Raw genomic sequence first — 23,025 nt, forward strand, 5'->3', positions numbered from 1 at the left:
CCAAGACTTCTCGTATATTTCGGAAAAACTCTCTTTGAAAATGGACCTAAAAAAGAGGGAAGGTCACTTTCTATCGCATTCTTTTTGGGATGCCTTACGAACAGAAAAGGTCTTCTGGGAGCACAACCGTGAAGCACTTCGGGAATTAGAGCTGCCGCTTTCGGCCGGCTGTACGGATGGTAATAGTAGAACAGCATGCATGCCTTGCTTGTACGCGCTCACTATCGGCGTGCACTCGGCACTTCTTCATTTTAGCCACTCAGTCATACCTACACTATCGGCATGCTCGGATGCACTTACTTCGTAGCTATGTCATACGATCGGTATTAGTGCCAATATAGGCAATAATCAGGGTTGCGGTGCTACTGAACTCGATGTGGGTAATGCTTCGTTAGCTCGTATTTTGGCGCGCCTCAGTTCGGCAGCTGCTTCCATAGCCCGTATTTTGGCGCGCCTCAGTTCGGCAGCTGCTTCCATAGCCCGTATTTTGGCGCGCTTCAGTTCGAGTTCGTTACGCTGTTTATCCAGTTTTAACCGCAGCTTATCCAGCTCGATATCGCCTTGCTTGTTTATACCACCATTATGACAATGCCTCGTCCCATGTACTTCGCCCCAAGCAGCGCAATTAGTCCGGCAATAATGACAACCGTCAGCAGCTGTCCGGCCAGGATGTGCAACCGCAATAGTGATGGTAGTCAGGCATAGCAATACTATTGCTACACATTGAATTGCTATCGCTCGCATGATTGGCTGCATTTGGTAATAGCTTCTCTCAATATGCGTATATGCTTACTCGCAATCATAAGCTAATCTAAGTCCGGCGAAGGTGTGTCGTTTATCTTTTTCGTAGAAGTTCCTAAAGCTGGGGCGTAGATGATAGTCGGCTTTGTTATGACTGCAACCGCCGCGTAGCACATAGTGATGTCCGTTGAACCACGGTGTTGAGTATTCTGTGTACGGGAAGTCTTTATAGTTAGGGTAGGGATGAAAGTTGTTCAGGCACCATTCCCATACCTCAGTAGGTTGATCTATTTGCGGGTGCGCGGCTTCTCGTTCGTATTCGTGCGGCAGTCTTGCACCGGCATAGCGTGCACAGGCTTGGGCTTCGTAATAGCATAGACCATAGACTGCGGAGTCGGCATCTAAACTTTTATAACCAGCAGGGGTTGCTTGGAACCATCCATCCTGGTAATGCCATCCATCGGGTGCTGTTGCTTTAGTTTTTTTCAGCCAGGCGTAGCCTTCGGGACTCCAATATCGTTGCTCATGGTAGCCGCCGGATTCCATAAATCCTAGATATTCGGCGTTGCTCACTGGTTTGTGGTTGATAGCGAAGGCATTGAGTTTTATGGTGTGTTGCGGGAGTTCGTTGTCAAAAGACCAATTATCCACTCCGCCGATTCGGTAGGATTTATCGGCAAACAACAGAGGATATTTGCTGATTTCAGTAGCTTCGTTAAGACCATCATCATCGCAGTTTGACGGTGCCCCTTGCAGGCACCTTTGAGTCATTACCATTTTCATTGTTTCTAGATGCATGGCGTGGTGCTGCAAAATAAATTTTAGTAGGTATGAATCTCTCATCAGTCGGTGTTTGACTAAAGTCTGCGGTGGGTCGCCTAGCAATGCGATGTTATCATTAAATTGTTGCTGTCCTTGCTCTAGCGTTATATCGCGGTGGCTGAGTGCTTTGCCACGCAAAGGTTTGGGTGTGTTGCGAGGGTTGTAGAGTTGGTGGTCGCTTTCTTTTAGGATACCTGCGCCTAACAAGGTATCCCATAGCCAGAGAATTTCGGTATAAACGATATGTCCGTAATGCCAGCCCAGTGGACTTAAGTCGGGATGGTATTGCCGGCGATAATCAATATCTTCTACCGAAGCGGTTAAGCATTGTACGGTGTTTTGCAGTTGCGAGAGGCTTTCTACCAGTTCAGTATATTTCATAAATCTAACCATTGAATGGTAGCGCCTAATCGGGCAATCATTAATCTTTTTTCTGAAAACGCACACCAGTCTTGTGTATCGTCTAATTTCTCTGATGCAATCCACAGTCGATCCTTTTCTGCCAGGTAATACAAAGAGGGTGCGTTGCCATTAATAGCGTAGCGTAATGCATAAATGGCATGGCTATCGCTGACAATTATGTTCAGTAGTGCTTCATCTTCGTTGATATGAGTCATCAGCCAGGCGATGAAATCTTTGATAATGATGGCAAATTCTTTATCCGGGTTATCGGCTATCAGTTGGCGTAGTAGTGCAAACAGATATTCTGAGTCGCTGAGCCCTCGTAGCGATGCGATAATCGAGTCAGCTAATTCGGCGATGATAGCTTGGCGCAGTGTGTTATTGAAGTCTTTTATATAGCCGTTGTGCATATAAAGATAGCAGCCATCCTTAAAAGGTTGGGTGTTATCTATGCTGGTAGCAAAATTACTGGTTGCACTACGCACCATTGCTAGCCATCGCTCGCTACACAAACTATCTGCTAGGTCACTTAAATTGGCATCCGACCAGATCGGCATCGGATTTCTATATACTGCAGTACGTCCGTCCGGCTGGTACCAGCCGAAACCGAAACCGTCGGCATTGAGTTTTGCATACTGCAGTTCCTTAGGTTGCCACGACTGTACATAAAGGCTATGTTTGGCATCCAATAATAGTCTGCGTAGAGGAATAGCTTTGCCTATGTAGGCGGCGAGTCGACACATTTTACACTTTACACTTTAGTATGAGAGTTAAGTATTTGCCCTAGATTTTGATAGTGACTCAGTCTGAAATAATGTTTTTAATTTCACAATTTTTATGCCTGCTATTATATCCAAAGCTATAAAGCATCACAAATTAGCTCGCTCACCGCTCTGAGATCTCTGTCGCAAACACCTGACATCTGGTCAGGAAAAACATTACTAACTTAGGATAAGAGAAAATTATGCAAACATTATTATTAACAATAATGCTCGAACAAAAATTTTTCGGGGAGGTTGCTCATTGAAGTGCTTGCGCTACTTTTTCTAGTTTCAATGCGCAAAACTTAAACTCAGGTATTTTCCCATACGGGTCTAATGCTGCGTTGGTCAATAAATTGGCTGCTGCCTCTTGATAGCAGAAAGGCATAAATACTTGGCCGCGCATCAAGCCACGGTCGATCCGTGCTAGACACTCCACTGTGCCGCGCCGCGATGTCAATCTAATCGTATCGCCGGTGTGTGCATTTATTTCGGCTAAATCGTCGGGATGCACCGAAGCTACTGGGTGGGGTTCTATTGTGTTCAACACGCTAGCCCGTCGCGTCATCGCACCCGTGTGCCAGTGTTCGAGTTGGCGGCCAGTGATGAATATGAATGGGTAGTCTGTATCTGGTATTTCATCGGCTTGGCTGAAGTGTGCCGGCACGAAGCGTCCGAGTCCGTTTGTAGTGGGGAAATTTTCTTTGAATAGTATCGGTTGTCCGGGGTCGTCAGTATCGGCGCACGGATAAGTGACTGAACCGCTTTGCTCAAGGCGATCCCAGCTAATACCTTTGATGCTGTCCATGCACTCGCGCATTTCGTTGAATACATCGGAGACATCTTCGTAGTGCCAGTTCAGTCCTATGCGCCGTGCTATGTCTTGTATGATATCCAAGTCCAGTCGTGCTTCACCAGGTGGTTTGAGGGCTTGTCTGCCCAACTGCACGCGTCTATCAGTATTGGTTACAGTGCCAGTTTTCTCCGGGAAAGCCGACGCTGGTAAGATGACATCGGCAAATAATGCAGTCTCAGTCATAAATAGATCTTGCACGATCAAATGGTCTAGTGTTGCTAGAGCTTTGCGGGCATGGTTGAGGTTCGGGTCAGACATTGCCGGGTTTTCACCCATAATATACATACCGCGAATTTTATTTTTTTCGGCTTCGTGCATAATCTCAACGACCGTCAAGCCTGGTTTTTTATCTAGCGTGCAGCCCCAGAGCTTTTCAAACCGTTGCAGAGCTGCAGTGTCGTCGACTCGTTGATAATCAGGGAACACCATTGGGATTAGACCAGCATCCGATGCACCTTGCACATTATTTTGTCCGCGTAGCGGGTGTAATCCACTGCCGGGTTTGCCGATTTGTCCAGTCATCAAAGATAAGGCTATCAGGCAACGGGCGTTGTCGGTGCCGTGTATATGTTGCGATATACCCATACCCCAGAAGATAATCGATGCTTTAGAGCTGGCATAAAGCCTGGCGACCTGATGGATTGTTTCTGAATCTATACCGCAGATAGGCGCCATGACTTCGGGCGCATAATCTTGCAAGTGTTTTTTCAGTGCTTGGTAACCTTCGGTGCGCTCAGCGATGAATTTTTCATCGACCAATCCTTGCTTGATGATTGAATGCATCAGTGCATTGAGCAATGCGACATCAGTGTCGGGTTTGAACTGCAGATAATAATCGGCGTGTTTGGCAAGTTCTACTTTACGCGGGTCGATGACTATCAGGCATTTGCCCGAGCGTGCGGCATTCTTAATAAAGGTTGCTGCCACTGGATGATTTTCAGTCGGGTTAGCACCAATAACGACGATGACTTCGGATTCTTTGACATCGCATACTTGGTTAGAGACTGCTCCCGAACCAATGCCTTCTAACAGCGCGGCCACTGATGAGGCATGGCATAGACGAGTGCAGTGGTCAACATTATTAGTCGCAAATGCGGTGCGTATTAGCTTTTGAAATAGATAGGCTTCTTCGTTCGTACCTTTAGCGGAACCAAAGCCGGCAATCGCCGAGGCTCCACTTTCGGAGTATATTTTCTTCAAACCTTCGGCGGCAAAATCTAGAGCCTCGTCCCAGGTTGCCTCACGAAACATTTGCCCAATATCGTCATTGCTGAGCGTATCTATATCGGCGACCTTCTCAGCATCTGCTATTCGGATGAGCGGTTTGGTCAGCCGTTCTGTATTGTGTATATAATCAAAACCGTAGCGGCCTTTGACGCATAGCCGACTGTGGTTGGACGGACCATCTCGGCCGTTAACATAGATGATTTTGTCGTCTTTAATATTGAAGCTCAACAGACAGCCGACTCCGCAATAAGGGCAGACCGAATCAACCTTGCGGTCTACTTCTTGCATACCAGCTTCGGCCGATGGCATCAGTGCACCCGTCGGACAGGCCTGCACACATTCTCCGCATCCCACACAGCTACTGTTTCCCATTGCATCGTCTAAATCAAAGACGATTGCTGAACTGGCACCGCGATGCGCATAGCCGATGACATCGTTGTTTTGTTCTTCGCGACAAGCTCGCAAGCAACGGGTGCATTGTATGCACGCATCTAAATTGACTGCGATTGCCGGATGTGAGTTATCGGCTTGCGGGTTGCTACGGCTTTCAAAGCGCGGCAAGCCGAGGTCTAAATGTTTACTCCAATGATCTAATTCATTGTTGAGGGTATAACTTTGCTGTGCCATATCGGACTGCAATAGTTCTAGTACCATGCGCTGCGCATGTCTAGAGCGAGGATTGTCGGTAGTGACTTTCATCTCAGCGGTCGGTTGGCGTACACACGAAGGTTGCAGTACGCGCTCGCCTTCTATCTCGACCATACACGCACGACAATTACCGTCAGCACGCAAGCCTTCTTTGAAGCACAGATGCGGGATGTCTATACCGTGGCGCTGTGCAGCTTGCAAAATGGTCTCGCCTTCATAAGCGGTTATGGTTTTGCCGTTTAGTGCGAACTCTATCGTTTGCAAATTTGAAAAGTATTCGGGATTTGCTGCCATAGTTTTAGCTCTCTAATCGTTGTTCTCTAGCTCGGATGGAAAGTACTTAATCACACATTGTAAAGGATTAGGAGCGGCTTGACCAAGCCCGCAAATAGAGGCATCGGCCATCACTTGACTCAACTCGTTCATCAACGGTATATCCCATTGTTCTTTTTCCATCAACCTGACTGCTTTGGATGTGCCGACTCGACACGGCGTACATTTGCCGCACGATTCGTGTGAGAAAAATCGCATCGCATTGAGTGCCGCATTGCGTGCGCGGTCTTTATCCGATAGTATGATAATCGCCGCTGATCCAATAAAACAGCCGTACTCGTTCAAGGTGTCAAAATCAAGCGGGATATCGCCCATGGATGCCGGCAGAATACCGCCTGATGCACCGCCTGGAAAATAGCCATAAAAGGTATGTCCTGCTTGCATACCATCGCAATATTCGTCAATTAATTCTTGCACTGTGATACCCGCCGGTGTCAAATGCACGCCTGGCTTGTTGACTCGTCCGCTAACCGAAAATGAGCGTAATCCTTGGCGACCATTGCGACCCTCGGACGAGAACCATTCGCTACCTTTTTCTACGATATCGCGCACCCAATATAAGGTTTCCATATTATGCTCTAAGGTCGGCCTGCCAAATAAGCCGACTTGCGCTATGAACGGTGGACGTAAGCGCGGCATCCCGCGCTTGCCTTCTATCGACTCTATCATTGCTGATTCTTCACCGCAGATATAAGCACCAGCAGCGCGCCGTAGTTCTATAGCTGGCAATGGCAAGTTGCATTGCTTTTGCAGTAATTCCAATTCTTGTGCCAACATTTTGCGCAAACCGGCGTATTCGTCGCGTAAATAGATGTAAATGGCATCCAACTCTACGACAAATGCTGCAATGAGCATACCCTCAAAGAAGCGATGTGGATCTCGCTCTAGATAATAACGATCCTTGAATGTGCCTGGTTCACCTTCATCTATATTGACTGCTAGATAGCGGGGTGCCGGTTGGTCTTTGACGATACGCCATTTGCGTCCGGCTGGGAAGCCTGCACCACCCAGACCGCGTAGTCCAGAATCTTCTAAGGCTTTTATGACTGACTCAGTGTCGCGCTCGCCGTTATGTAGTGCCTTGAGCAATTGATAGCCACCCCTCTTGCAGTATGCCGCATAGCTTAGGTGTGTGCTGGTAGCAGGGCAGACAGATGCTTTTAGCTGTATGGCGTTGCTAATGTTATCCACGGTGGCTTTCTCTATAGGGTTCGTGCCAACCACTGCTATCGGTGCCTGTTCGCAGCGGCCTACGCAAGGTACGCGCTGGATGCGTACTTCGTTGGGATTTATCTTTTGTTGCAGTGTTTTTATCAAAGCCTCGCATCCTGCCATTTCACAAGTGATAGAGTCACATACCCTAACGGTCAATGGCGGCGGCGGTGTTTGATTATCATCGACTAAATCAAAGTGGTGATAAAAAGTTGCAACCTCGTAGACCTCTGATGTCGATATTTTCATTTCTTCGGCAAGTGCGACACAGTGATCTGCAGCAATATGACCGTAGCGGTCTTGTATCAAATGTAAGTATTCGAGTAGCAGGTCGCGTCGCCGAGGGCGGTTGCCGAGCAAGGCTCTGATTGCCGATAAGGATGCGCTACTAGCACACCTGCCTTTAGCTTCACCGCGCTTGCGTTTACGCCGTTTACTTTGTTTTAACTTAATCGTTGTTTCTGTCATTATTTGCTATAGAGTGCGTACATCATAACCGAACAAGGTTATATATAAAAGATTGGCTATCATTGTACTACAATGTAGAAATAAGCAGGGCTAGAAAGTTTGAGTTTAGACAAAATTTATAGTTGATAACTGTATATAGTGGGTCATTGCGTATTGTATAATTGATCTTAACGCTGTGTTTTGAATAGAGGATCGATACCCTATGTAAAAATAACATACACAAAGATCCTCTCAATGATCGCCTAAAAACAAGGAAATGATCACATCTGAATGGCGGAAGATAAAAACATCTCGACTAGCCAGAATATAAACCGATTGTTGATAAATCAGAGCATGTGTTGATTGCCCCTATTCTCTTAGCCAAGAATAATAAAATTCAGCGCCACCAGGCTATATTTTCACTCGACTTATCGCGGTATATCTTTATCAAGATAGCGCAATAATTTATCAGCATAGTTAAGACGCAGATGCGAAAATGGTTGTAAAATGAGTCCTCTGCAGTCTGTAGATGTTGTCGCATACTGATGTGCTGACAGCGACAGTACTCAAAAATTGATGGTCAATTGAATATGATTAAAACAAAAATTATTGTATCGCCGATACTTTATATGTTGATGCTTGTGCCGTTGTTGCACGGTTGTGGTGATGAGATTTTTGAGAAAATTGCGTTTGCTCCAGCCGGACAGCTGGATGCTGATGTCAGTGTATGCGATTACTATAAATGGGTGCCGCATCGTAGTTGTGAGCACGACGAAGTTGAAGAGTTTTTTATTCCGTCTCTGGATCCGCAAATTAAATTGCATGCGCTATTCTTCCCTAACCCTGAATCGCAAAAGCTGATCATCTATTTCCACGGTAATGGTGGGCATATTTATTATCGCCTGTCGCACAACTTTAGATTATCTAAGTTTGCCAATGTGTTTGCAGTGAGTTATAGAGGTTATAGCAAAAGCACTGGAACACCTTCAGAGGCTGGTGTTTACCAAGACGCCTTAGGTGCATTTAAGTATGCATCTGAGCAGTTGGGTTTTGCCACTACGCAGACTTATATATACGGTCGATCGCTGGGGGCAGCAGTGGCGATTGGTGGGCTGGAGAGACTGGTGCAGCGTAACGAGTACGCAGGACTGATACTAGAGTCGCCTTTTTATAGTGGTCGGCGGATGGCTGAGAGCAGAGGCTTGGGATGGGTGCCGGGCTTAAATAATCCCTTTGATTCAGCGTCCAAAGTGCGTAATCTCGAAGTGCCGGCGCTTTTTGTACACGGCACTGAGGATGGCGTCACCCCGTTTAATCAGGGCTACGATTTATACCTAAGCTATGCTGCGGATGATAAAACATTCAAAGCCATAAAAGGTGCTGGACACTATGGTCTTAGCCGCTCAGCCGGCCCCGATTACTGGAGCTGGATAGGGGACTTTCTCAGTTCGTAGGCCCACCTCCATCCTATTTTCAACACTTAGAAGGACATTTTTATGAGTAATACCATTCCTAATATCTCATTGTTTAATTTAGCGTTAAGTTTTATTCCGCTGTTGGTCAGTGTTTTTATATTTTATCTATGGACGATAGAAATACGCACCACTATATATGCTATGGTGCGTATGCTTTCGCAGTTGATATTGGTCGGCTATTTATTGAACTATTTATTTGCTGCCGAACAAGATATTATTTTTATCGCGGTGCTGGGTGTGATGATATCTGTGTCGGCGTGGATAGCACTGCGTCCTTTGGCACACAAAGATTCGCGGCTCTATGTTAAATCTTTATCGGCGATAGCGTTGAGCGGTACGCTGATTTTATTTTTTACTCTGGAGTTTGTTTTAGAACTAGATAATTGGCTGGCACCAAATTATTTAATCCCATTGGCTGGGATGGTCTACGCGCAAGCGATGAACTCGCTGAGCTTGGCTGCCGAACGATTTGATATTGAACGCAGCAATAATGCTGATTATTTCGCGGCGCGTAAGACGGCTATGCAAACTTCATTGATTCCGTCGCTGAATATTTTTTTTGCAGTCGGTTTGGTCTCTTTGCCGGGGATGATGACCGGTCAAATACTCTCTGGTATCTCTCCTCTGATAGCGGTGCGTTATCAAATTGTCGTTATGGGCATGATTTTTGCCGCGGGTGCGATTGCGGTATTCTTCTATCTGCTACAGATGCCTAAAGACAAGGTATTGTATTCAACTGCCCAGTAGCGTGCCAGTATAAAGAGCAGTCGCCACCAAAGCTCCGCTAACACCTAAATTAGCGAGTGCTTTTAGATCAGCTTGATTGTGAATGCCACCGCCGACATAGAGCTCGCCAGCGTAGCGCGTGCGTAGCTGTTTTAACCGCTCAATATTCGTCCCGCTACAACTGCCGATGCGATCCAGCGATAAGACGATGGTGCGAGAGGGCCAGTACTGTATTTGTCTAAGTACATTATGTCCAAGTAATTGTTTACCTTGGAAGTCCAGAGATAAGATATAATTTTCATCAACAAAGTAGCTCAGGTTTTGATTGAGTGTTTCGGTGCCGACGATGGCAGTGAGCGAGTCGGACAGATCCTGTGTGGTGAGTTCGGTGTATGTAGCTATGCCGGAGTCGACCCATAATTCAAGTTCAGGGAAATTTCGGTGAATATCAGCAATCAGCCGATTATGATTGCCTTGTTTGGTAATCGCATCTAGGTCGGCTAGATATATAATACGCAAGTCTAGCATCTTCGACAGAGTTTGTATCACCTTTATAGGTGAAGCGTCTGTGAAGTAATTGGTGCGTAGCGGGCGGTATCTTCTGCGTATTCCGCCTTGTGCTTGAACAACTTTGCCGCCCATTAAGTCGATTGCCGGTATGAGCTTCATTATTAGGTATATAGAATCATGAAAGTAGTTATATTTGAATATGTCAGCAGTGGTGCATATCTATCCGAGTTATTATATTCGGATTTAATCGCTGAAGCAGATTTAATGGTCAATGCTCTAGGGCAAGGCATGGTAGATGCTGGTTGCGAGGTGTTGTTGTTTCGTGCTCCGTATTGGCCACCGCCGCAATTTGAAGCTAAAATTATTGCGCTAACTGAGAAAGATAATTGGCGCGCGATATTAGCCGACACACTACACGGTGCTGATGCCTATATACCAGTGGCACCAGAGAGTAATGCTTTGCTTGAAAGCTTATGCGCAATAGCAACCGCAACCGACTGCCTGTTGCTAAACAGTGCGGCTGAGACGGTACATCAAACCACCGATAAATACGACACATTAAAAAAACTAAAAGCGCATGGTATTCCTTGCGTTGCCTGTTGTAACATAGATGAGTGTGTTTTCCCAATGCCTGAGGATAGAGTGATTAAACCAAACGACAGTATCGCTTGTAATCACACTTATTTGATTCGTGCCGGCGATACACCCACTGCGGAACAAAGACGGCATGCACATATATGTCAACCTTATTTATCCGGTACGACTGCGAGCTTGAGTGTCATTTATAGCGCGCACGCAAAACCTTGTATTTTAGGCGTTAATCGCCAAGGAATAACGATAGACGAGCACGGGAGTTTTGAATTGCAGGCGTGTCATGTGAATGCACTGGCTCATTTGGATTTGGATTTTGATGGCTTAGCCGTGGCGCTACAACGATGCTTTAGCGGTCTCATCGGCTATGTCGGTATTGACTTTATCATTGACGATAACATTCCTTATGTGCTGGAAATAAACCCGCGCGTGACGACTTCGTTTGCCGGTCTGGAAAAAACCATTGCGATGAATCCATGTGCGATGTTATTAGCGGCAGTTCGTGGTGACCCTTTACACTATCCTATGCGTAGCGAGTTCACCACCCACACGATAGATTTTCGCGGCGGATAAAAATGGACACTTCCAATCAACCCAAGGGCTCCAATCAACCCAAGCGCTATATAGGATGGGATATAGGCGGTGCGCATCTTAAAGTTGCGCAGATATTATCGACCGGCAATATTGAAGCGGTGCGGCAAATCGTCTGCCCGTTGTGGTGTGGTATTGATAAACTGGAGGATGCATACTACTCGCTATGCAATGAGATTCCAACTTTGGCTGATGTGTCTTCAAACAGTGTGCATGTCGTTACGATGACCGGTGAATTGACCGATGGCTTTAACGATAGAGAGCAGGGTGTGTGTAGTATTCTAAGTACGATGCAACGACTGTTGGCATACTCCTTTCTGGTTTATACCAGCGATCGCGGCATCATCAATAATAAAACTATAACCGACACCGCATCAGTTGCATCGATGAATTGGCGGGCGAGCGCCGAATGGCTTGCTGTTCGTTATGACGAAGGAATGCTGGTTGATATGGGAAGCACTACTACTGACATAGTGCCGTTCAAATCTGGGCGCATAGCAGTGCGAGGGTATGACGATGCGACACGCATGCAGTGCGGAGAGTTAATTTACAGCGGTATCAGCAGGACACCCGTTATGGCGATCGCCGAGCAGTTTATTATAAATGGTATCAGCCATCCTATAATGGCAGAAAGTTTTTCGACAATCGCAGATGTTTATAGGATTTTAGATAATTTAGAAGAAGATAGAGACTTATATCCTACTTCGGATAATGCCGATAAGACGATTGCTAGCAGTGCTCGGCGATTGGAGCGAATGTTTGGTTTGGATTGGAACGAGGATCTCGCGGGGACGCGCATTAAAGCAAGAGCAATCGCACAGGTGCAGCAGCAAAAGATTAGGCACGCTATCGTAGCATTGCTGCAAAGAGAGCAACTAGCCAATAGTACGCGCATCATAGGTGCCGGAGCAGGCTATAAAATTGTCCAGCGCATTGCTGAGAGCCTCGGCATACAGTTTATACCTTATTATCGTTTGTGGGATAATTTATCAGATGATTTAGAGGATATCGTATGCTGTTGTGCCACTGCGGTTTCGGTTGCTGCACTGGCGCACCTAAAATACGGATAGAGATATGTCTGCATTGTGGATAAAAGATTTGGAATATCAAAGCGACAGCACTCGGTTATTCGATTGTTTGGTCGGACAACCTGGGGCGATATTTCTCGACAGTGGTAGCCGTCCGCACGAACGGGCTTGTTATGATATTTTAGCAGCTGCGCCTTCGCGTCTCATTCACAGCAAAGACGGCATCACGACCGTAACCTACGCTGACGGTCGTGCACAAAGCTATCGCGATGATCCCTTTGCGATCGTGCGCTCAGAAATTGCTTTCAACGACATAGAATGTGATAGATATTTGCCTTTTCATACTGGGGCTATCGGATATTTCGCTTATGACCTTGGTCGGCGCATTGAGAAATTACCACAGCATGCCGCTGATGCAGATAATTTACCGGAACTTATGCTAGGCATATACGATTGGGCTGTCATCACCGATCATGCGCTAAAGCGAACCTACTTAATCGCCCATCCGAATGCTCAATTTGGTGATAAAGAATTTAACTATTGGCAAACACTACTCAGTAATCCGCCACCGCCGCGGGCTAAAACTGCCTGCCTACAATTGGCACCGTTACAATCAAATATGGATCGTACCACCTATATGAAATGTTTCAATGCGGTAAAGGAGCATATCTATCAGGGTAATTGCTATCAAATTAATTTAGCGCAACGCTTTGCCGTCGCACTGCAAGCTGATGCCTGGCAGTTATATCGTCGCTTGCGCTTGATTAACTCAGCACCTTATTCGGCATATTTGGATTTTGGAGAATTTCAAGTTTTGAGTATTTCCCCTGAGCGGTTTTTAGATTTGCACAGCGGTTGTGCTGAGACCAACCCTATCAAAGGCACGCGCCCGCGCCACCGTGATCCACACCTAGATAAGAAGCAAATAGAAGCATTATCCAATAGTGCTAAAGATAAAGCTGAAAACCTAATGATTGTCGATTTATTACGCAACGATTTTGGTAAAAGCTGTATGCCTGGTTCTATTATTGCCGAAGATTTATTCACTATACAGAGCTTTGATAATGTGCATCATATGGTGAGTAGCGTTTGCGGAATTTTGGCAAGGAATAAAGATGCGCTACATTTGCTAAAAGACTGTTTTCCAGGCGGATCTATCACTGGTGCGCCTAAATTGCGGGCGATGGAAATTATTGAGCAGCTAGAACCGCATAGACGCGGCGTGTACTGCGGTGCGATAGGCTATTTAAGCCGCAACGGTAATATGGTACTCAATATTGCGATACGCACTGCAGTATATAAAAACCAACAATTTGTATTTTACGGTGGCGGCGGTATCGTTTCGGACTCCGATGGTGAAGCGGAATACCAAGAAACGATCGATAAAGTCTCTTCAATGATGGATTTATTAAAGGAATTGGCCAGCGAATGAACTGGGTCTTAAAGTTGGGTGGCAGTTTGTATGCTTATCCAATGTTAGCGCAATTACTGACGCATCTGCGAGACCTATCGCTTGCCAGTGACAGCTTTACGATAGTGCCGGGCGGTGGTCCTTTCGCTGATCAAGTGCGCGCTGCCTACCAGCAATGGCGGTTAGACGATACGACAGCACATCGCATGGCGATATTAGGTATGCGGTTATACGGTCGGCTATTGGCCGGTCTATCAAAACTGCCGGTGCGCTATACTGACGACCCAGATGATGCACAATGTGCTATATGGTTGCCGAGCGATACGCCGATACCAGCTTGCCTAGCTGATATTCCTGCCGAGCTATTGGATTGGGATTTCACTTCAGATTCTATATCACTTTGCTTGGCAAAAAATATAGGCGCACAGTATTTAGTATTATTGAAAGCCATATCAGTCGAGCAAGCGCATTCTTTTGATAAACTGGTCGATAGATGTTTTATCGGTTTGATGCGAGACACTTCAGTGCAAGTGATTTGTCTATCGGCAGATCAGTGTCTGCAGTTGAATAGCTTAGCCGAACTGATGCGTTATCGGATTGCTTCATAGCGCGCTGTTGATAAGTTCAGCCAAACCTCATTGTGTTTTAGTGATGAGGGTGATGACACCGATGATTGGGTGGTCTATGTAAAATAGCTTGTTCTCAGCAATAATCCTATCTACACTGATCGGCACCGAAAAAGTTTGCGGCACATCTAAGACCTCCGATGCTTGGTCATAGTCGGGATCGTATTGAAAGTCCAGCAGTAGTTTGAAATAACCCCCATAGCCCATCCAGGCAGTGCCTTTGAGTAAGCCATTTTGAGGTTCTCTTAAGATATTGATATGCGGTGCTCTGGAGCGATCATAAGGAGGTTGTTGCCAGGCACCGTGATAGAGCAGTTGGTAGCGGCTATCTCGTTCAATGCGCTGTGCTTCAGCAGCTAGTTGTAAACGGTTTGATGGTACCGCTCGCACACTGCTGTGGGCGGTGGTTTGATACAAATCTAGAGTTGCACGTTCTCGGTTTTGTTCGCTAGCTAGAGGACTGATATCTTGTATTTGTCTTAACTCTAAATCCGCGTCTATTTGCTTGAATACGATAATCTCTGCTTGATACAGTTCGGCACTGTCTTGTGCGTGGGCATAAGCGGTGCATACCAGCAGCAATACTACAACGATGATAGCTTTCATTTAAGCAGCCCGCTGCAATGCTAGAAGGTCGAGAAAGTCTTGTAATTTAGATTCACGCGTAGCGATATCTTCCATACTATTTTCACCTTCGTTAATAATCAATTTATGCTTGCCTATGAAACGGTATTTTGCCGGTTCCTTTTTAATCATAGCTATCAGCTTATCTAAATCCAACCTCGGTTGCTCTTCAAAGAAGATATGCAACTCGGATTCATCGGCAGTTAGTTTTCGTATGCCTATATTGTGGCATATTATTCTCAGCCTTGCATTGGTATATAGATTTTTTGCATAGTCGGGTAGCACACCGAAACGATCTATCATCTCCACTTTGAGAGTCGCTAGGCTTCGTTCGTCATCGGCAGCGGCGATGCGGCGGTAGCATACCAGCCGCAAATTAACATCTGCGATATATTCGGGTGGAATGAGCGCGGGTTCACCCAGGTTGACTTCAGTGACGGTATCTAATGGTTGATCTATGTTGGGCACTAAGCCGGCTTTGAGTGTGTCAACAGCTTGTCTCAGTAGCCTATTATACATTGCGAAACCGACTTTATGTATATGTCCGCTTTGTTCTTCGCCCAGTAATTCACCGGCGCCTCTAATCTCTAAGTCGTGGCTTGATATAGTAAAGCCGATGCTCAAATCCTCAAGCGATTCTATAACTTCAAGCCGTTTGATCGCATCGTCGGTAATTGCGCTACGCGAAGGAATAAGCAGATAAGCATAAGCCGCGTGATGCGAGCGACCAACGCGCCCGCGTAGTTGATGTAGTTGTGCTAAGCCGAAGTGGTCAGCGCGATTGATTAGCATGGTATTTGCATTGGGTATGTCTATACCGCTTTCTATGATAGTAGTGCAAACTAAGATATGATACTTATGGTTGTAGAAATCCATCATCGTCTGTTCCAATTCTCTTTTCGGCAGCTGCCCGTGCGCAACCGCAATTGTCGCATCGGGCAAAAGTTCTTTTAGATTTTCGGCAACATCGTCAATCGTTTTTACTTCATTGTGCAGGAAGAAAATCTGCCCGCCGCGTCGTAGTTCTCGGATGCACGCCTCGTAGATGAGCGTATCATCCCATTGTGTGACAAAAGTTCGAATGGCTTGACGCCCAGGTGGCGGTGTTGCAATGACTGATAAATCTTTCAAACCACCAAGGCTCATGCTCAATGTGCGCGGTATCGGTGTAGCCGTCAATGTCAGTACATCAGCCGAAGTGCGCAGCGATTTTATCTTTTCTTTATCCTGGACACCGAAGCAGTGTTCCTCGTCGATGACGATAAGCCCTAGATTATTAAAGTCTGGTGGTGTACGCAACAAGGTATGGGTCGCAATGACAATGTCTACGCGACCTTTTTGTAGATCGGCTAGAATTTTCTTTTTCTGCTTATTGGAGACAAAGCGCGACAACATTTCTATATGTACTGGCCACTTTGCAAACCGTTCTCTGAAAGATTCAAAATGTTGTATTGCCAGCAGTGTAGTAGGCACTAATACTGCGACTTGTTTTCGGTTATGCACCGCGATGAAGGCTGCACGTATTGCAATTTCAGTTTTACCGAAGCCTACATCTCCGCAGATGATTCTATCCATCGCTTTGTCGAGATTCATGTCCTGTAACACATCATTGATAGCACTTTGCTGATCAGGTGTCTCGCGATAAGGAAAATCACTAGCGAAGCTATGGTAATCGGAATGGTTTATGTCAAAGCGGATATTAGCCGATGCTTTACGACGCGCTTGTGTATCGAGCAATTCGGCAGCGACATCGTATGCTTTCATCGCTGCTTTGCGCTTTGCCGCGTTCCATTGTCGGCTACCTAGTTTGTCCAATTTAACCTGCTCGGAAGTATTGCCGCTATAACGGCTCAACAAATGTAGTGCTGCGACCGGCACATATAACTTATCTTGATCGGCATACTCAAGCACGCAAAATTCAGCTAGATAACCACCTACGGTCATCGTTTTTATACCTACGAAACGACCGATACCGTGATCTTGATGCACGGTAATATTACCTATTTCTAAATCTCCTATGCTTTGTATCAGTGCTGCAGCATTGCGGGCTTGCCTAGACTTTGTCCCGCTGGCGTGGGCCGTTGCGGTGATATCGTGGTAATCAATCAGTGCGATATGCGGGTCGTTGAGTATTACGCTTTGTTGTAAGTCGGCACAAGTTATGCCTAGTTTAGGCTTCTGTTTGATAAAAGCCTGCCAGCTTTCTATCGGCTTCGGAGAGATGCGATACGGTCGAAGAATTTCTAATAATTGCTCCAGATATCCTTGTGTGGGTGCAGTCATTAAGATGTGACCGTCGTAATCTCGGATGAAATTTTTCAATTTCAATGCTGGTTGTTTTTGATGATGATCCAATGCTACTGGCGGTGGTTTACGAGTTTTGAAATTGCAAGTATATTTTTGCTGTGTTTCGCTATGATACTTGAAGGTTTGGGTTTCAATACTATCAAAGCTCGTTATCTGTGCTAGCAACTCGTCGCCATTGAGGTAGAGCTGTGCCGGCTTTAGCAATGCGCGTTCTTTTGTGTGGCTGAGTAATTGGTATCTTTCCTCGATATAATCGTTATGCTTAGTTGCTTCTTCGCTAATGCTTTGCGGATAGATGCACACTGTGTGGTCGGCGAGATAATCAAACAATGTTGCGCTCTCGTTATGAAAAAGCGGCAGATAGTATTCTATACCTGCCGGAATAATATTCTCGCTGATACTCGTATATATATAGCATTGATCAGGTTGCGCAGTGAAAGTTGAGCGGAACTTATATCTAAAAGACTCAATGTTCTTTTTGTCGATTAAAAACTCACGCGCCGGTAGTATAGTGGTAGAAGCTATTTTTTTTATAGTTTGCTGATTGTCGGTATTGAATATGCGTAAGCTATCTATGCGGTCATCCCATAAATCTATACGCGTAGGGTAGTCGGATGCTGGAGAGTAGAAGTCGATAATCGATCCGCGTACTGCGTATTCTCCGTAAGATTGGACTTGCGAGACTGAAGTATAGCCGAGCGTGAATAGCCGCGCGCGAAAATCCTCTCGATCGATAACATCGCCCACCGTAATAATGCTGGTGTTTTTTTTGATGAACGAGCAGGGCGGCAATCTCTGTAATACCGTAGCCACTGATGCAATACATATTTGACTACCTGCAGATAGTAGCTGTGACAATATAGCCAGGCGGGTGGCAAGAATATTCTCGTCCGGCGAGAAGCGGTCATAAGCGAGTGTTTCATAACCCGGCAATAGCAATAATTTGCTATCGGCCAAAAAATCGGCTAGAAAGAATTGTAGCTGATTGTATAGGCGGTTGACTGCCGTAGCATCAGGTGCAATGAGTAATAAGGGTTGCTTTTGCTGCTGATATAAGCACGCAATCTGATAGGCGAGGCTACATCCTAGTAATTCACCCCAGCGTAGTGATTTAGGTTTCGTCATATAAAGCGCATAGAATTATAGCAATTACTACGGAGGTGCTGTTAACACATCTCTTTATTTTGCCGTAGACCATCTGCGACACTGCCGCCGACGGTAAGACTTTTGGTAATTATATATTCAATTTGGTATCAGCCAAATTACTGATTAATGCGTTACAGAGTAGCTATCTTGTCTTGTCAAGCTATTCATACAGATAGTGGTTTTTTATCAGCTGAACATATCGTGCGCAATATTCGTAAACCAGCTGTAGGCGTATTGAACTTCTCTTTCTAGTGCATAGTCGGGAGCATCGCTAGGAGTGAGACCACCGGCTATTTTTTCAATATTACTTTTATCTGCTGACAGTTTGTGTACTGAAGCGACTGAGATACCATAATCCGGTGCGACTATACTATAACAGGTATTAACATAAGAGGGTGTGCCCATCGGCTGTTCGTTTAGTGATGCAACTACTGCTGATGCACAGACTTTGGCTTCTGAGTTTGCTGCGTAGCCGGATTTGGGCAATCCAAGTGCGATGCTTGCATCGCCTATGATGTATATATCTTTTTGTATCGTTGACTCGAAGGTATCTAAATGCACTGGGCACCATCCCGAGTCATCAGTCACACCGCTATTTTCGGCAATGCGTCCAGCTTTCTGGGGTGGGATTAGGTTAATGACATCGGCTTTGAAATCGTCAAACTCAGTCGAGACCATCATCTGCGCGGTATCCACTGCAACAACGCCTCTACCACCCGTATCAGATCCTGAGACCCATTCAATCATGCCTGGATAACGAGCTTCCCATGCCTGCATAAAAAGTCCTTGTTTGGAAAACTTATCTTTGGCATCGACAATCATAATTTTTGATTTGGGTTTATTATTTTTTAAGTAGTACGCTATCTGGCAGGCGCGCTCATAAGGACCTGGTGGGCAACGGAAAGGATTGTCTGGCGGAGCAATGATCACCAGTCCGCCATCTTGCATGTCTTCTAGTTGTTGCCTGAGTATCGTAGTTTGTTCACCTGCTTTGTAAGCGTGTGGCATCACTTCAGCAGCAGCTTCGATATATCCTTCAACCGCATCCCAGCGAAAATCTATGCCTGGCGACAACACCAGTTTATCGTAGGGTAGCTGCGTGCCTGCGGCGGTCGTCACTACCTTTTTCTCTGCATCAGTAGTCTCTGCCATTTCGTGCACAACCTTGATGCCGCGCGCTTTTAGACCATCGTAGCCGAACTGCAAGGTGGCTAAGCTACGCTCGCCGCCAATCACTTCATTGCTCATAAAGCATGTGTAGTAGGTTGGATTTGCTTCAACCAATGTCACATCAGCTGCTTCGTCCATCATTTTGATATATTTAGCAGCGATTGCACCGCCGGCGCCACCGCCGACGACCACGACTTTGTGTGCAGCACCTAGAACTATATGCGGAAAGCCTAAAGTTGCAATACCGCCAGCAACAGTACCGCTAGCACTTAATTTAATAAAATCTCTTCGGTTGATATTTGCCATCTCAGTATCTCCTTTTTAGTTACCTGCGCTACTGTAGAATTGCAGTAAATTATGTATGCTTTCCTTGCCGTGTGCTTCGTGCATATCTTTGAGCTTAGAGCGCATTTTCTTGGGCATTTCACGGCGCTCTGGCTCTGCCATATAATCTTCTAAGGTATATTGCAAGTAAAGCGACCATTGACCGGCCAGCAAGCCGACATCGTCAGCTGTTGAAAGACCACCGTCTTCGTGGCAATTACTACAATATTCTTCGTGCAATTCCTCACCTATCGCAACTTTAGATTGGTCGTAATTTTGCTCAACTGGGACTACCTCGGTGTCTGCAAACACTGGTGCCATAGAGATAATTTCTTCAACGCTATAGCCAGCTGCGATGCGAGACATAATGGTGCTGTAGCGAGCGTATACTTCTAGATCTTGATAGGCTTCGTCTTGGTATAAAGTTTGTAGTGTACTCTCTAAACCAAGCTCGTCGTCGGCATATTTATAAGCAAGCATAGCACCTATAAAATAATTTGTGGTTATCCCGGCGAGAGACGGAATAGCAGGACCTTCGCTAACGCCACCAGTACCGTGGCAAGCAATACAAGTATTTGTTAACATTTGTGGGGATGCCATCTCAGCGTGCCCGACCGCTATAGTACCGAACAGCAAAAGCAGGGAAGTCGAAATTAAATTAAATTTTCTAATCATTATAAAACCTCAATCTAGTGATAAAGTTGAGCCATTGGATATTTGATTTGGCATGTTACCTTGAATAATGTTTTTGTGCAAGGTTTTGTACGATGCTGTTAGTCTAAAGTTGTAATGAAGGGCTGATGAGTAAAGGCTATCTATTAATTAGTGTGGACACGATAGTGTGTGTAGGCGGGTAGTGCCATAATACAAGGAGGATGAACAATAAGGAGATCTAAATCTCCTCGGCAATATAATACCCCGTGAACTATATCAAAAGCTACACGCAGATCCATAGTAGCCTGTTTCCATTTAATCGCTGCCGAACGCGTTAGCATATAACCCATGCCAGACGTTCCGTTACCCATGGCCGGCCAAGGATTAATAAGGCTGTGTTTAGAACTAAACCTATACCTAGGAGATTTATCCAAAGAGGGTATACCACCTATTTTAACTATGCTCATTCTTGAATTTGTTCGGGCTTTTTTTGATTTCAAAAAACGCAGAAAAGCACCTCTGACGATAGCCAAAAAAATGGAATATACCATATATAAAGGTAGTTGCGGGTAATACTTTTTATATCTTATCAGTTTAGATATATTGCACGCATAATTAGATATACTGCACGCATAAATGCTAAAAATATTTCTTATTGATCTCTTTCCTGCCTTACTTCTAAAACCCCGCGTATATTCTTTAAATATAGCATTAATAACACCGGATAAATGACCGAACATTATGATATCGCGCAGAAATACTTGGGACTCAGCCAATATCTGCGGAAAAGTGGGTAATAGCCGGGCATCATCCTCTAATACGCAAACTCGGGAAATGTTGTTTTTTATCATTAAATCATAGGCCTTAATGTGACTCAGGCTACAAGCAACAAGACCTAAATCAGATTTATGATACTTTTTGAAAAAATAATCTAGCTGTTGCTCATCTATGTCTAGTTGGTCTGCTATCGCCTCACGATATGCTTGAGAGTGCAAATCAAATTTATCTATTCCATCTATGAATTGATGCTGTAGGTTAAAAGCATCAAGTTGTCTTGATATGGAAAGCCGTCTTTCCGGTGTCCGTTTTAAGCTAATAATATAGATAGGTGGATAAGACATTTCTTAGTTATAAACATATTTGGCACTAGAAAGTTTTAGTCACAGAATTTGATAAGTGAGGATATGTAAGTAATTGTATAATCTCTTTCATCATAAAACCTAACTAAGGAGATTACTTATGAATCAAATACTACATACTCTCACCAATCTATTATACATGCCATTACAAGATGTGGCTGTACGATGCCATATCTTTTGGGTGATATGATTGGGGAACACCGTTTCACCCAGACGAGCAAAAGTGGCAGCGTTTTTACTATTCGCTCGTCATAAGCTATGCTCTTTTATGGCTTCTTCTAATGCAGATTTATATGACGGCCAGTATTGTTCGAAAAATTCGTATCTATCCGCATATTTGCCGAATTTCTCATCTAATATTAATTTGGCATTAGGATATTTAGTATACATTTCACAAGAGGAAGCCCTCAGTTTAGGTCGTAAATCGCCTCCTACATTATGGGCTTCGAATGTACTCAGGAGCCCTGGGGTGTTTATTTTCTTACTCAGTGATTCAATATCTTCATTTATATGTTCATACCTGATTAAGAAATCTGTCAGCATTTTGCCATTTTTATCGTGCAATTCTAATATATAATCAAGTACTGTTTGATGCTTGGTAACAAATTTTTTGAAATTTTCAATTGGTTTATTTTTTTGATGTATTATTTCAAACTCTGAGTATTTAAAATAATAGTACGCTGATATATAAGTATCGTAAGGACAACGTATAGTTGCTACTTTTAGATAATTTCTCCAGACTGTGGAAGGTAACCTTCGTTTTATTTCCCGAGCGCTTGTATGAGCCGAAAACTCTGTTATTGGATGGTTTAAGTCTAAAAGACGATGTATAACTTTTGGTATAAAATAATAAAGCCTTAGTTTTAAGTAGGAGTCTAAATAAGGGTTGTCTGAATAAGAATAATTTTGTGCACCGCAAAACCCTAAAGATTTTCGTCTGTGTTCCTGATCATTTATTGGTGTGATAATATCTTTCGGACCACAGTATTTTGAGAGTGCTACTTCAAACGATGTCCCTGCTATCTTCATCAATTTTATATAAATGAATTTTAGTTTATGTGAAATAATCATCTGTTATTGTGACCTTTCTTTTTTTCAGGTTCATGGCATGGATGAGATTTCATTTTAAACCATGTTCTCCACAGATGCTACGAGCTGTACGATACCCAAGAGAGGTATCATGTACTGTTAAGGTTTGATGTTGCTTTCGTTTTAGATTATCATATGCGCTTTAATCCGAATGACAATCAATCC

18 protein-coding genes are annotated in these 23,025 nt (G+C 44.8%); 6 read left to right on the forward strand and 12 right to left on the reverse strand.

Features of this window, described 5'->3' with window-relative positions:
* Nucleotides 1–348: 348 nt before the first annotated feature.
* From GDA45_03975 to GDA45_03995, 5 genes are all read right to left on the reverse strand, one after another.
* A complete protein-coding gene (locus tag GDA45_03975) occupies nucleotides 349–744 on the reverse strand; it encodes a hypothetical protein (protein ID MBC6414076.1) in 396 nt (131 codons plus the stop codon).
* Between the two features lie 45 nt (nucleotides 745–789).
* Nucleotides 790–1,944, reverse strand: coding sequence for an ergothioneine biosynthesis protein EgtB (egtB, locus tag GDA45_03980; GenBank protein MBC6414077.1), 1,155 nt, complete (start codon nucleotides 1,942–1,944; stop codon nucleotides 790–792).
* Nucleotides 1,941–2,708 (reverse strand): ergothioneine biosynthesis protein EgtC, encoded by a 768-nt coding sequence (egtC, locus tag GDA45_03985; GenBank protein ID MBC6414078.1) that lies wholly within the window; start codon nucleotides 2,706–2,708, stop codon nucleotides 1,941–1,943. The genes egtB and egtC overlap by 4 nt, the downstream gene beginning before the upstream one ends.
* Nucleotides 2,709–2,985: 277 nt before the next feature.
* Nucleotides 2,986–5,751: a formate dehydrogenase subunit alpha gene (gene fdhF / locus GDA45_03990; protein MBC6414079.1), complete on the reverse strand. Its 2,766-nt coding sequence runs from the start codon at nucleotides 5,749–5,751 to the stop codon at nucleotides 2,986–2,988.
* A gap of 12 nt (nucleotides 5,752–5,763) precedes the next feature.
* Nucleotides 5,764–7,470, reverse strand: coding sequence for an NAD(P)H-dependent oxidoreductase subunit E (locus GDA45_03995; GenBank protein ID MBC6414080.1), 1,707 nt, complete (start codon nucleotides 7,468–7,470; stop codon nucleotides 5,764–5,766).
* Nucleotides 7,471–8,039: 569 nt separating this feature from the next.
* Here GDA45_03995 and GDA45_04000 point away from each other — a divergent pair.
* Both GDA45_04000 and GDA45_04005 read left to right on the forward strand, forming a co-directional pair.
* A complete protein-coding gene (locus tag GDA45_04000; protein MBC6414081.1) occupies nucleotides 8,040–8,903 on the forward strand; it encodes an alpha/beta hydrolase in 864 nt (287 codons plus the stop codon).
* 42 nt (nucleotides 8,904–8,945) lie between these two features.
* A complete protein-coding gene (locus GDA45_04005; GenBank protein ID MBC6414082.1) occupies nucleotides 8,946–9,671 on the forward strand; it encodes an ABC transporter permease in 726 nt (241 codons plus the stop codon).
* Here the strand turns inward: GDA45_04005 and GDA45_04010 are convergent.
* Nucleotides 9,657–10,319 (reverse strand): nickel transporter, encoded by a 663-nt coding sequence (locus tag GDA45_04010; GenBank protein ID MBC6414083.1) that lies wholly within the window; start codon nucleotides 10,317–10,319, stop codon nucleotides 9,657–9,659. The two genes, GDA45_04005 and GDA45_04010, sit on opposite strands and share 15 nt — an antisense overlap.
* Before the next feature lie 18 nt (nucleotides 10,320–10,337).
* On the opposite strand from GDA45_04010, the gene GDA45_04015 reads away from it, so the two are divergent.
* Genes GDA45_04015 through GDA45_04030 form a run of 4 tightly spaced genes read left to right on the forward strand, consistent with a single transcriptional unit; the run spans nucleotide 10,338 to nucleotide 14,389 of the window.
* Nucleotides 10,338–11,324, forward strand: coding sequence for an ATP-grasp domain-containing protein (locus tag GDA45_04015; GenBank protein MBC6414084.1), 987 nt, complete (start codon nucleotides 10,338–10,340; stop codon nucleotides 11,322–11,324).
* Nucleotides 11,325–11,326: 2 nt separating this feature from the next.
* Nucleotides 11,327–12,412: a hypothetical protein gene (locus GDA45_04020; GenBank protein MBC6414085.1), complete on the forward strand. Its 1,086-nt coding sequence runs from the start codon at nucleotides 11,327–11,329 to the stop codon at nucleotides 12,410–12,412.
* A gap of 4 nt (nucleotides 12,413–12,416) precedes the next feature.
* Entirely contained in the window at nucleotides 12,417–13,802 is a 1,386-nt protein-coding gene (pabB, locus tag GDA45_04025; protein MBC6414086.1) for an aminodeoxychorismate synthase component I, read from the forward strand.
* Nucleotides 13,799–14,389, forward strand: coding sequence for a hypothetical protein (locus GDA45_04030; protein MBC6414087.1), 591 nt, complete (start codon nucleotides 13,799–13,801; stop codon nucleotides 14,387–14,389). The genes pabB and GDA45_04030 overlap by 4 nt, the downstream gene beginning before the upstream one ends.
* A 27-nt stretch (nucleotides 14,390–14,416) precedes the next feature.
* Here GDA45_04030 and GDA45_04035 read toward each other — a convergent pair whose 3' ends face one another.
* The 6 genes from GDA45_04035 to GDA45_04060 all read right to left on the reverse strand — a co-directional run bounded on the left by GDA45_04035 (nucleotide 14,417) and on the right by GDA45_04060 (nucleotide 22,842).
* Nucleotides 14,417–15,013, reverse strand: coding sequence for a hypothetical protein (locus GDA45_04035; GenBank protein MBC6414088.1), 597 nt, complete (start codon nucleotides 15,011–15,013; stop codon nucleotides 14,417–14,419).
* Entirely contained in the window at nucleotides 15,014–18,463 is a 3,450-nt protein-coding gene (gene mfd, locus GDA45_04040) for a transcription-repair coupling factor (GenBank protein ID MBC6414089.1), read from the reverse strand.
* 207 nt (nucleotides 18,464–18,670) lie between these two features.
* A complete protein-coding gene (locus GDA45_04045; protein ID MBC6414090.1) occupies nucleotides 18,671–19,960 on the reverse strand; it encodes an FAD-dependent oxidoreductase in 1,290 nt (429 codons plus the stop codon).
* 15 nt (nucleotides 19,961–19,975) lie between these two features.
* On the reverse strand, nucleotides 19,976–20,653 hold the full coding sequence (locus GDA45_04050) for a cytochrome c4 (GenBank protein ID MBC6414091.1): 678 nt from the start codon (nucleotides 20,651–20,653) through the stop codon (nucleotides 19,976–19,978).
* A 143-nt stretch (nucleotides 20,654–20,796) separates the two neighbouring features.
* The gene (locus GDA45_04055) at nucleotides 20,797–21,753 is read right to left on the reverse strand and encodes a glycosyltransferase family 25 protein (GenBank protein MBC6414092.1); all 957 of its coding nucleotides are present in this window, start codon (nucleotides 21,751–21,753) and stop codon (nucleotides 20,797–20,799) included.
* Between the two features lie 267 nt (nucleotides 21,754–22,020).
* Nucleotides 22,021–22,842 (reverse strand): hypothetical protein, encoded by an 822-nt coding sequence (locus GDA45_04060; protein MBC6414093.1) that lies wholly within the window; start codon nucleotides 22,840–22,842, stop codon nucleotides 22,021–22,023.
* Between the last annotated feature and the right edge of the window lie 183 nt (nucleotides 22,843–23,025).

Source organism: Chromatiales bacterium (assembly GCA_014323925.1).
Classification (GTDB): domain Bacteria; phylum Pseudomonadota; class Gammaproteobacteria; order Poriferisulfidales; family Oxydemutatoraceae; genus SP5GCR1.

Excerpts from the sequence above, each read along its gene's own strand:
- GDA45_03975 (MBC6414076.1), bottom strand. The coding sequence starts at position 744 with ATGCGAGCGATAGCAATTCAATGTGTAGCAATAGTATTGCTATGCCTG.
- egtB (MBC6414077.1), bottom strand. The coding sequence starts at position 1,944 with ATGAAATATACTGAACTGGTAGAAAGCCTCTCGCAACTGCAAAACACC.
- egtC (MBC6414078.1), bottom strand. The coding sequence starts at position 2,708 with ATGTGTCGACTCGCCGCCTACATAGGCAAAGCTATTCCTCTACGCAGA.
- fdhF (MBC6414079.1), bottom strand. The coding sequence starts at position 5,751 with ATGGCAGCAAATCCCGAATACTTTTCAAATTTGCAAACGATAGAGTTC.
- GDA45_03995 (MBC6414080.1), bottom strand. The coding sequence starts at position 7,470 with ATGACAGAAACAACGATTAAGTTAAAACAAAGTAAACGGCGTAAACGC.
- GDA45_04000 (MBC6414081.1), top strand. The coding sequence starts at position 8,040 with ATGATTAAAACAAAAATTATTGTATCGCCGATACTTTATATGTTGATG.
- GDA45_04005 (MBC6414082.1), top strand. The coding sequence starts at position 8,946 with ATGAGTAATACCATTCCTAATATCTCATTGTTTAATTTAGCGTTAAGT.
- GDA45_04010 (MBC6414083.1), bottom strand. The coding sequence starts at position 10,319 with ATGAAGCTCATACCGGCAATCGACTTAATGGGCGGCAAAGTTGTTCAA.
- GDA45_04015 (MBC6414084.1), top strand. The coding sequence starts at position 10,338 with ATGAAAGTAGTTATATTTGAATATGTCAGCAGTGGTGCATATCTATCC.
- GDA45_04020 (MBC6414085.1), top strand. The coding sequence starts at position 11,327 with ATGGACACTTCCAATCAACCCAAGGGCTCCAATCAACCCAAGCGCTAT.
- pabB (MBC6414086.1), top strand. The coding sequence starts at position 12,417 with ATGTCTGCATTGTGGATAAAAGATTTGGAATATCAAAGCGACAGCACT.
- GDA45_04030 (MBC6414087.1), top strand. The coding sequence starts at position 13,799 with ATGAACTGGGTCTTAAAGTTGGGTGGCAGTTTGTATGCTTATCCAATG.
- GDA45_04035 (MBC6414088.1), bottom strand. The coding sequence starts at position 15,013 with ATGAAAGCTATCATCGTTGTAGTATTGCTGCTGGTATGCACCGCTTAT.
- mfd (MBC6414089.1), bottom strand. The coding sequence starts at position 18,463 with ATGACGAAACCTAAATCACTACGCTGGGGTGAATTACTAGGATGTAGC.
- GDA45_04045 (MBC6414090.1), bottom strand. The coding sequence starts at position 19,960 with ATGGCAAATATCAACCGAAGAGATTTTATTAAATTAAGTGCTAGCGGT.
- GDA45_04050 (MBC6414091.1), bottom strand. The coding sequence starts at position 20,653 with ATGATTAGAAAATTTAATTTAATTTCGACTTCCCTGCTTTTGCTGTTC.
- GDA45_04055 (MBC6414092.1), bottom strand. The coding sequence starts at position 21,753 with ATGTCTTATCCACCTATCTATATTATTAGCTTAAAACGGACACCGGAA.
- GDA45_04060 (MBC6414093.1), bottom strand. The coding sequence starts at position 22,842 with ATGATTATTTCACATAAACTAAAATTCATTTATATAAAATTGATGAAG.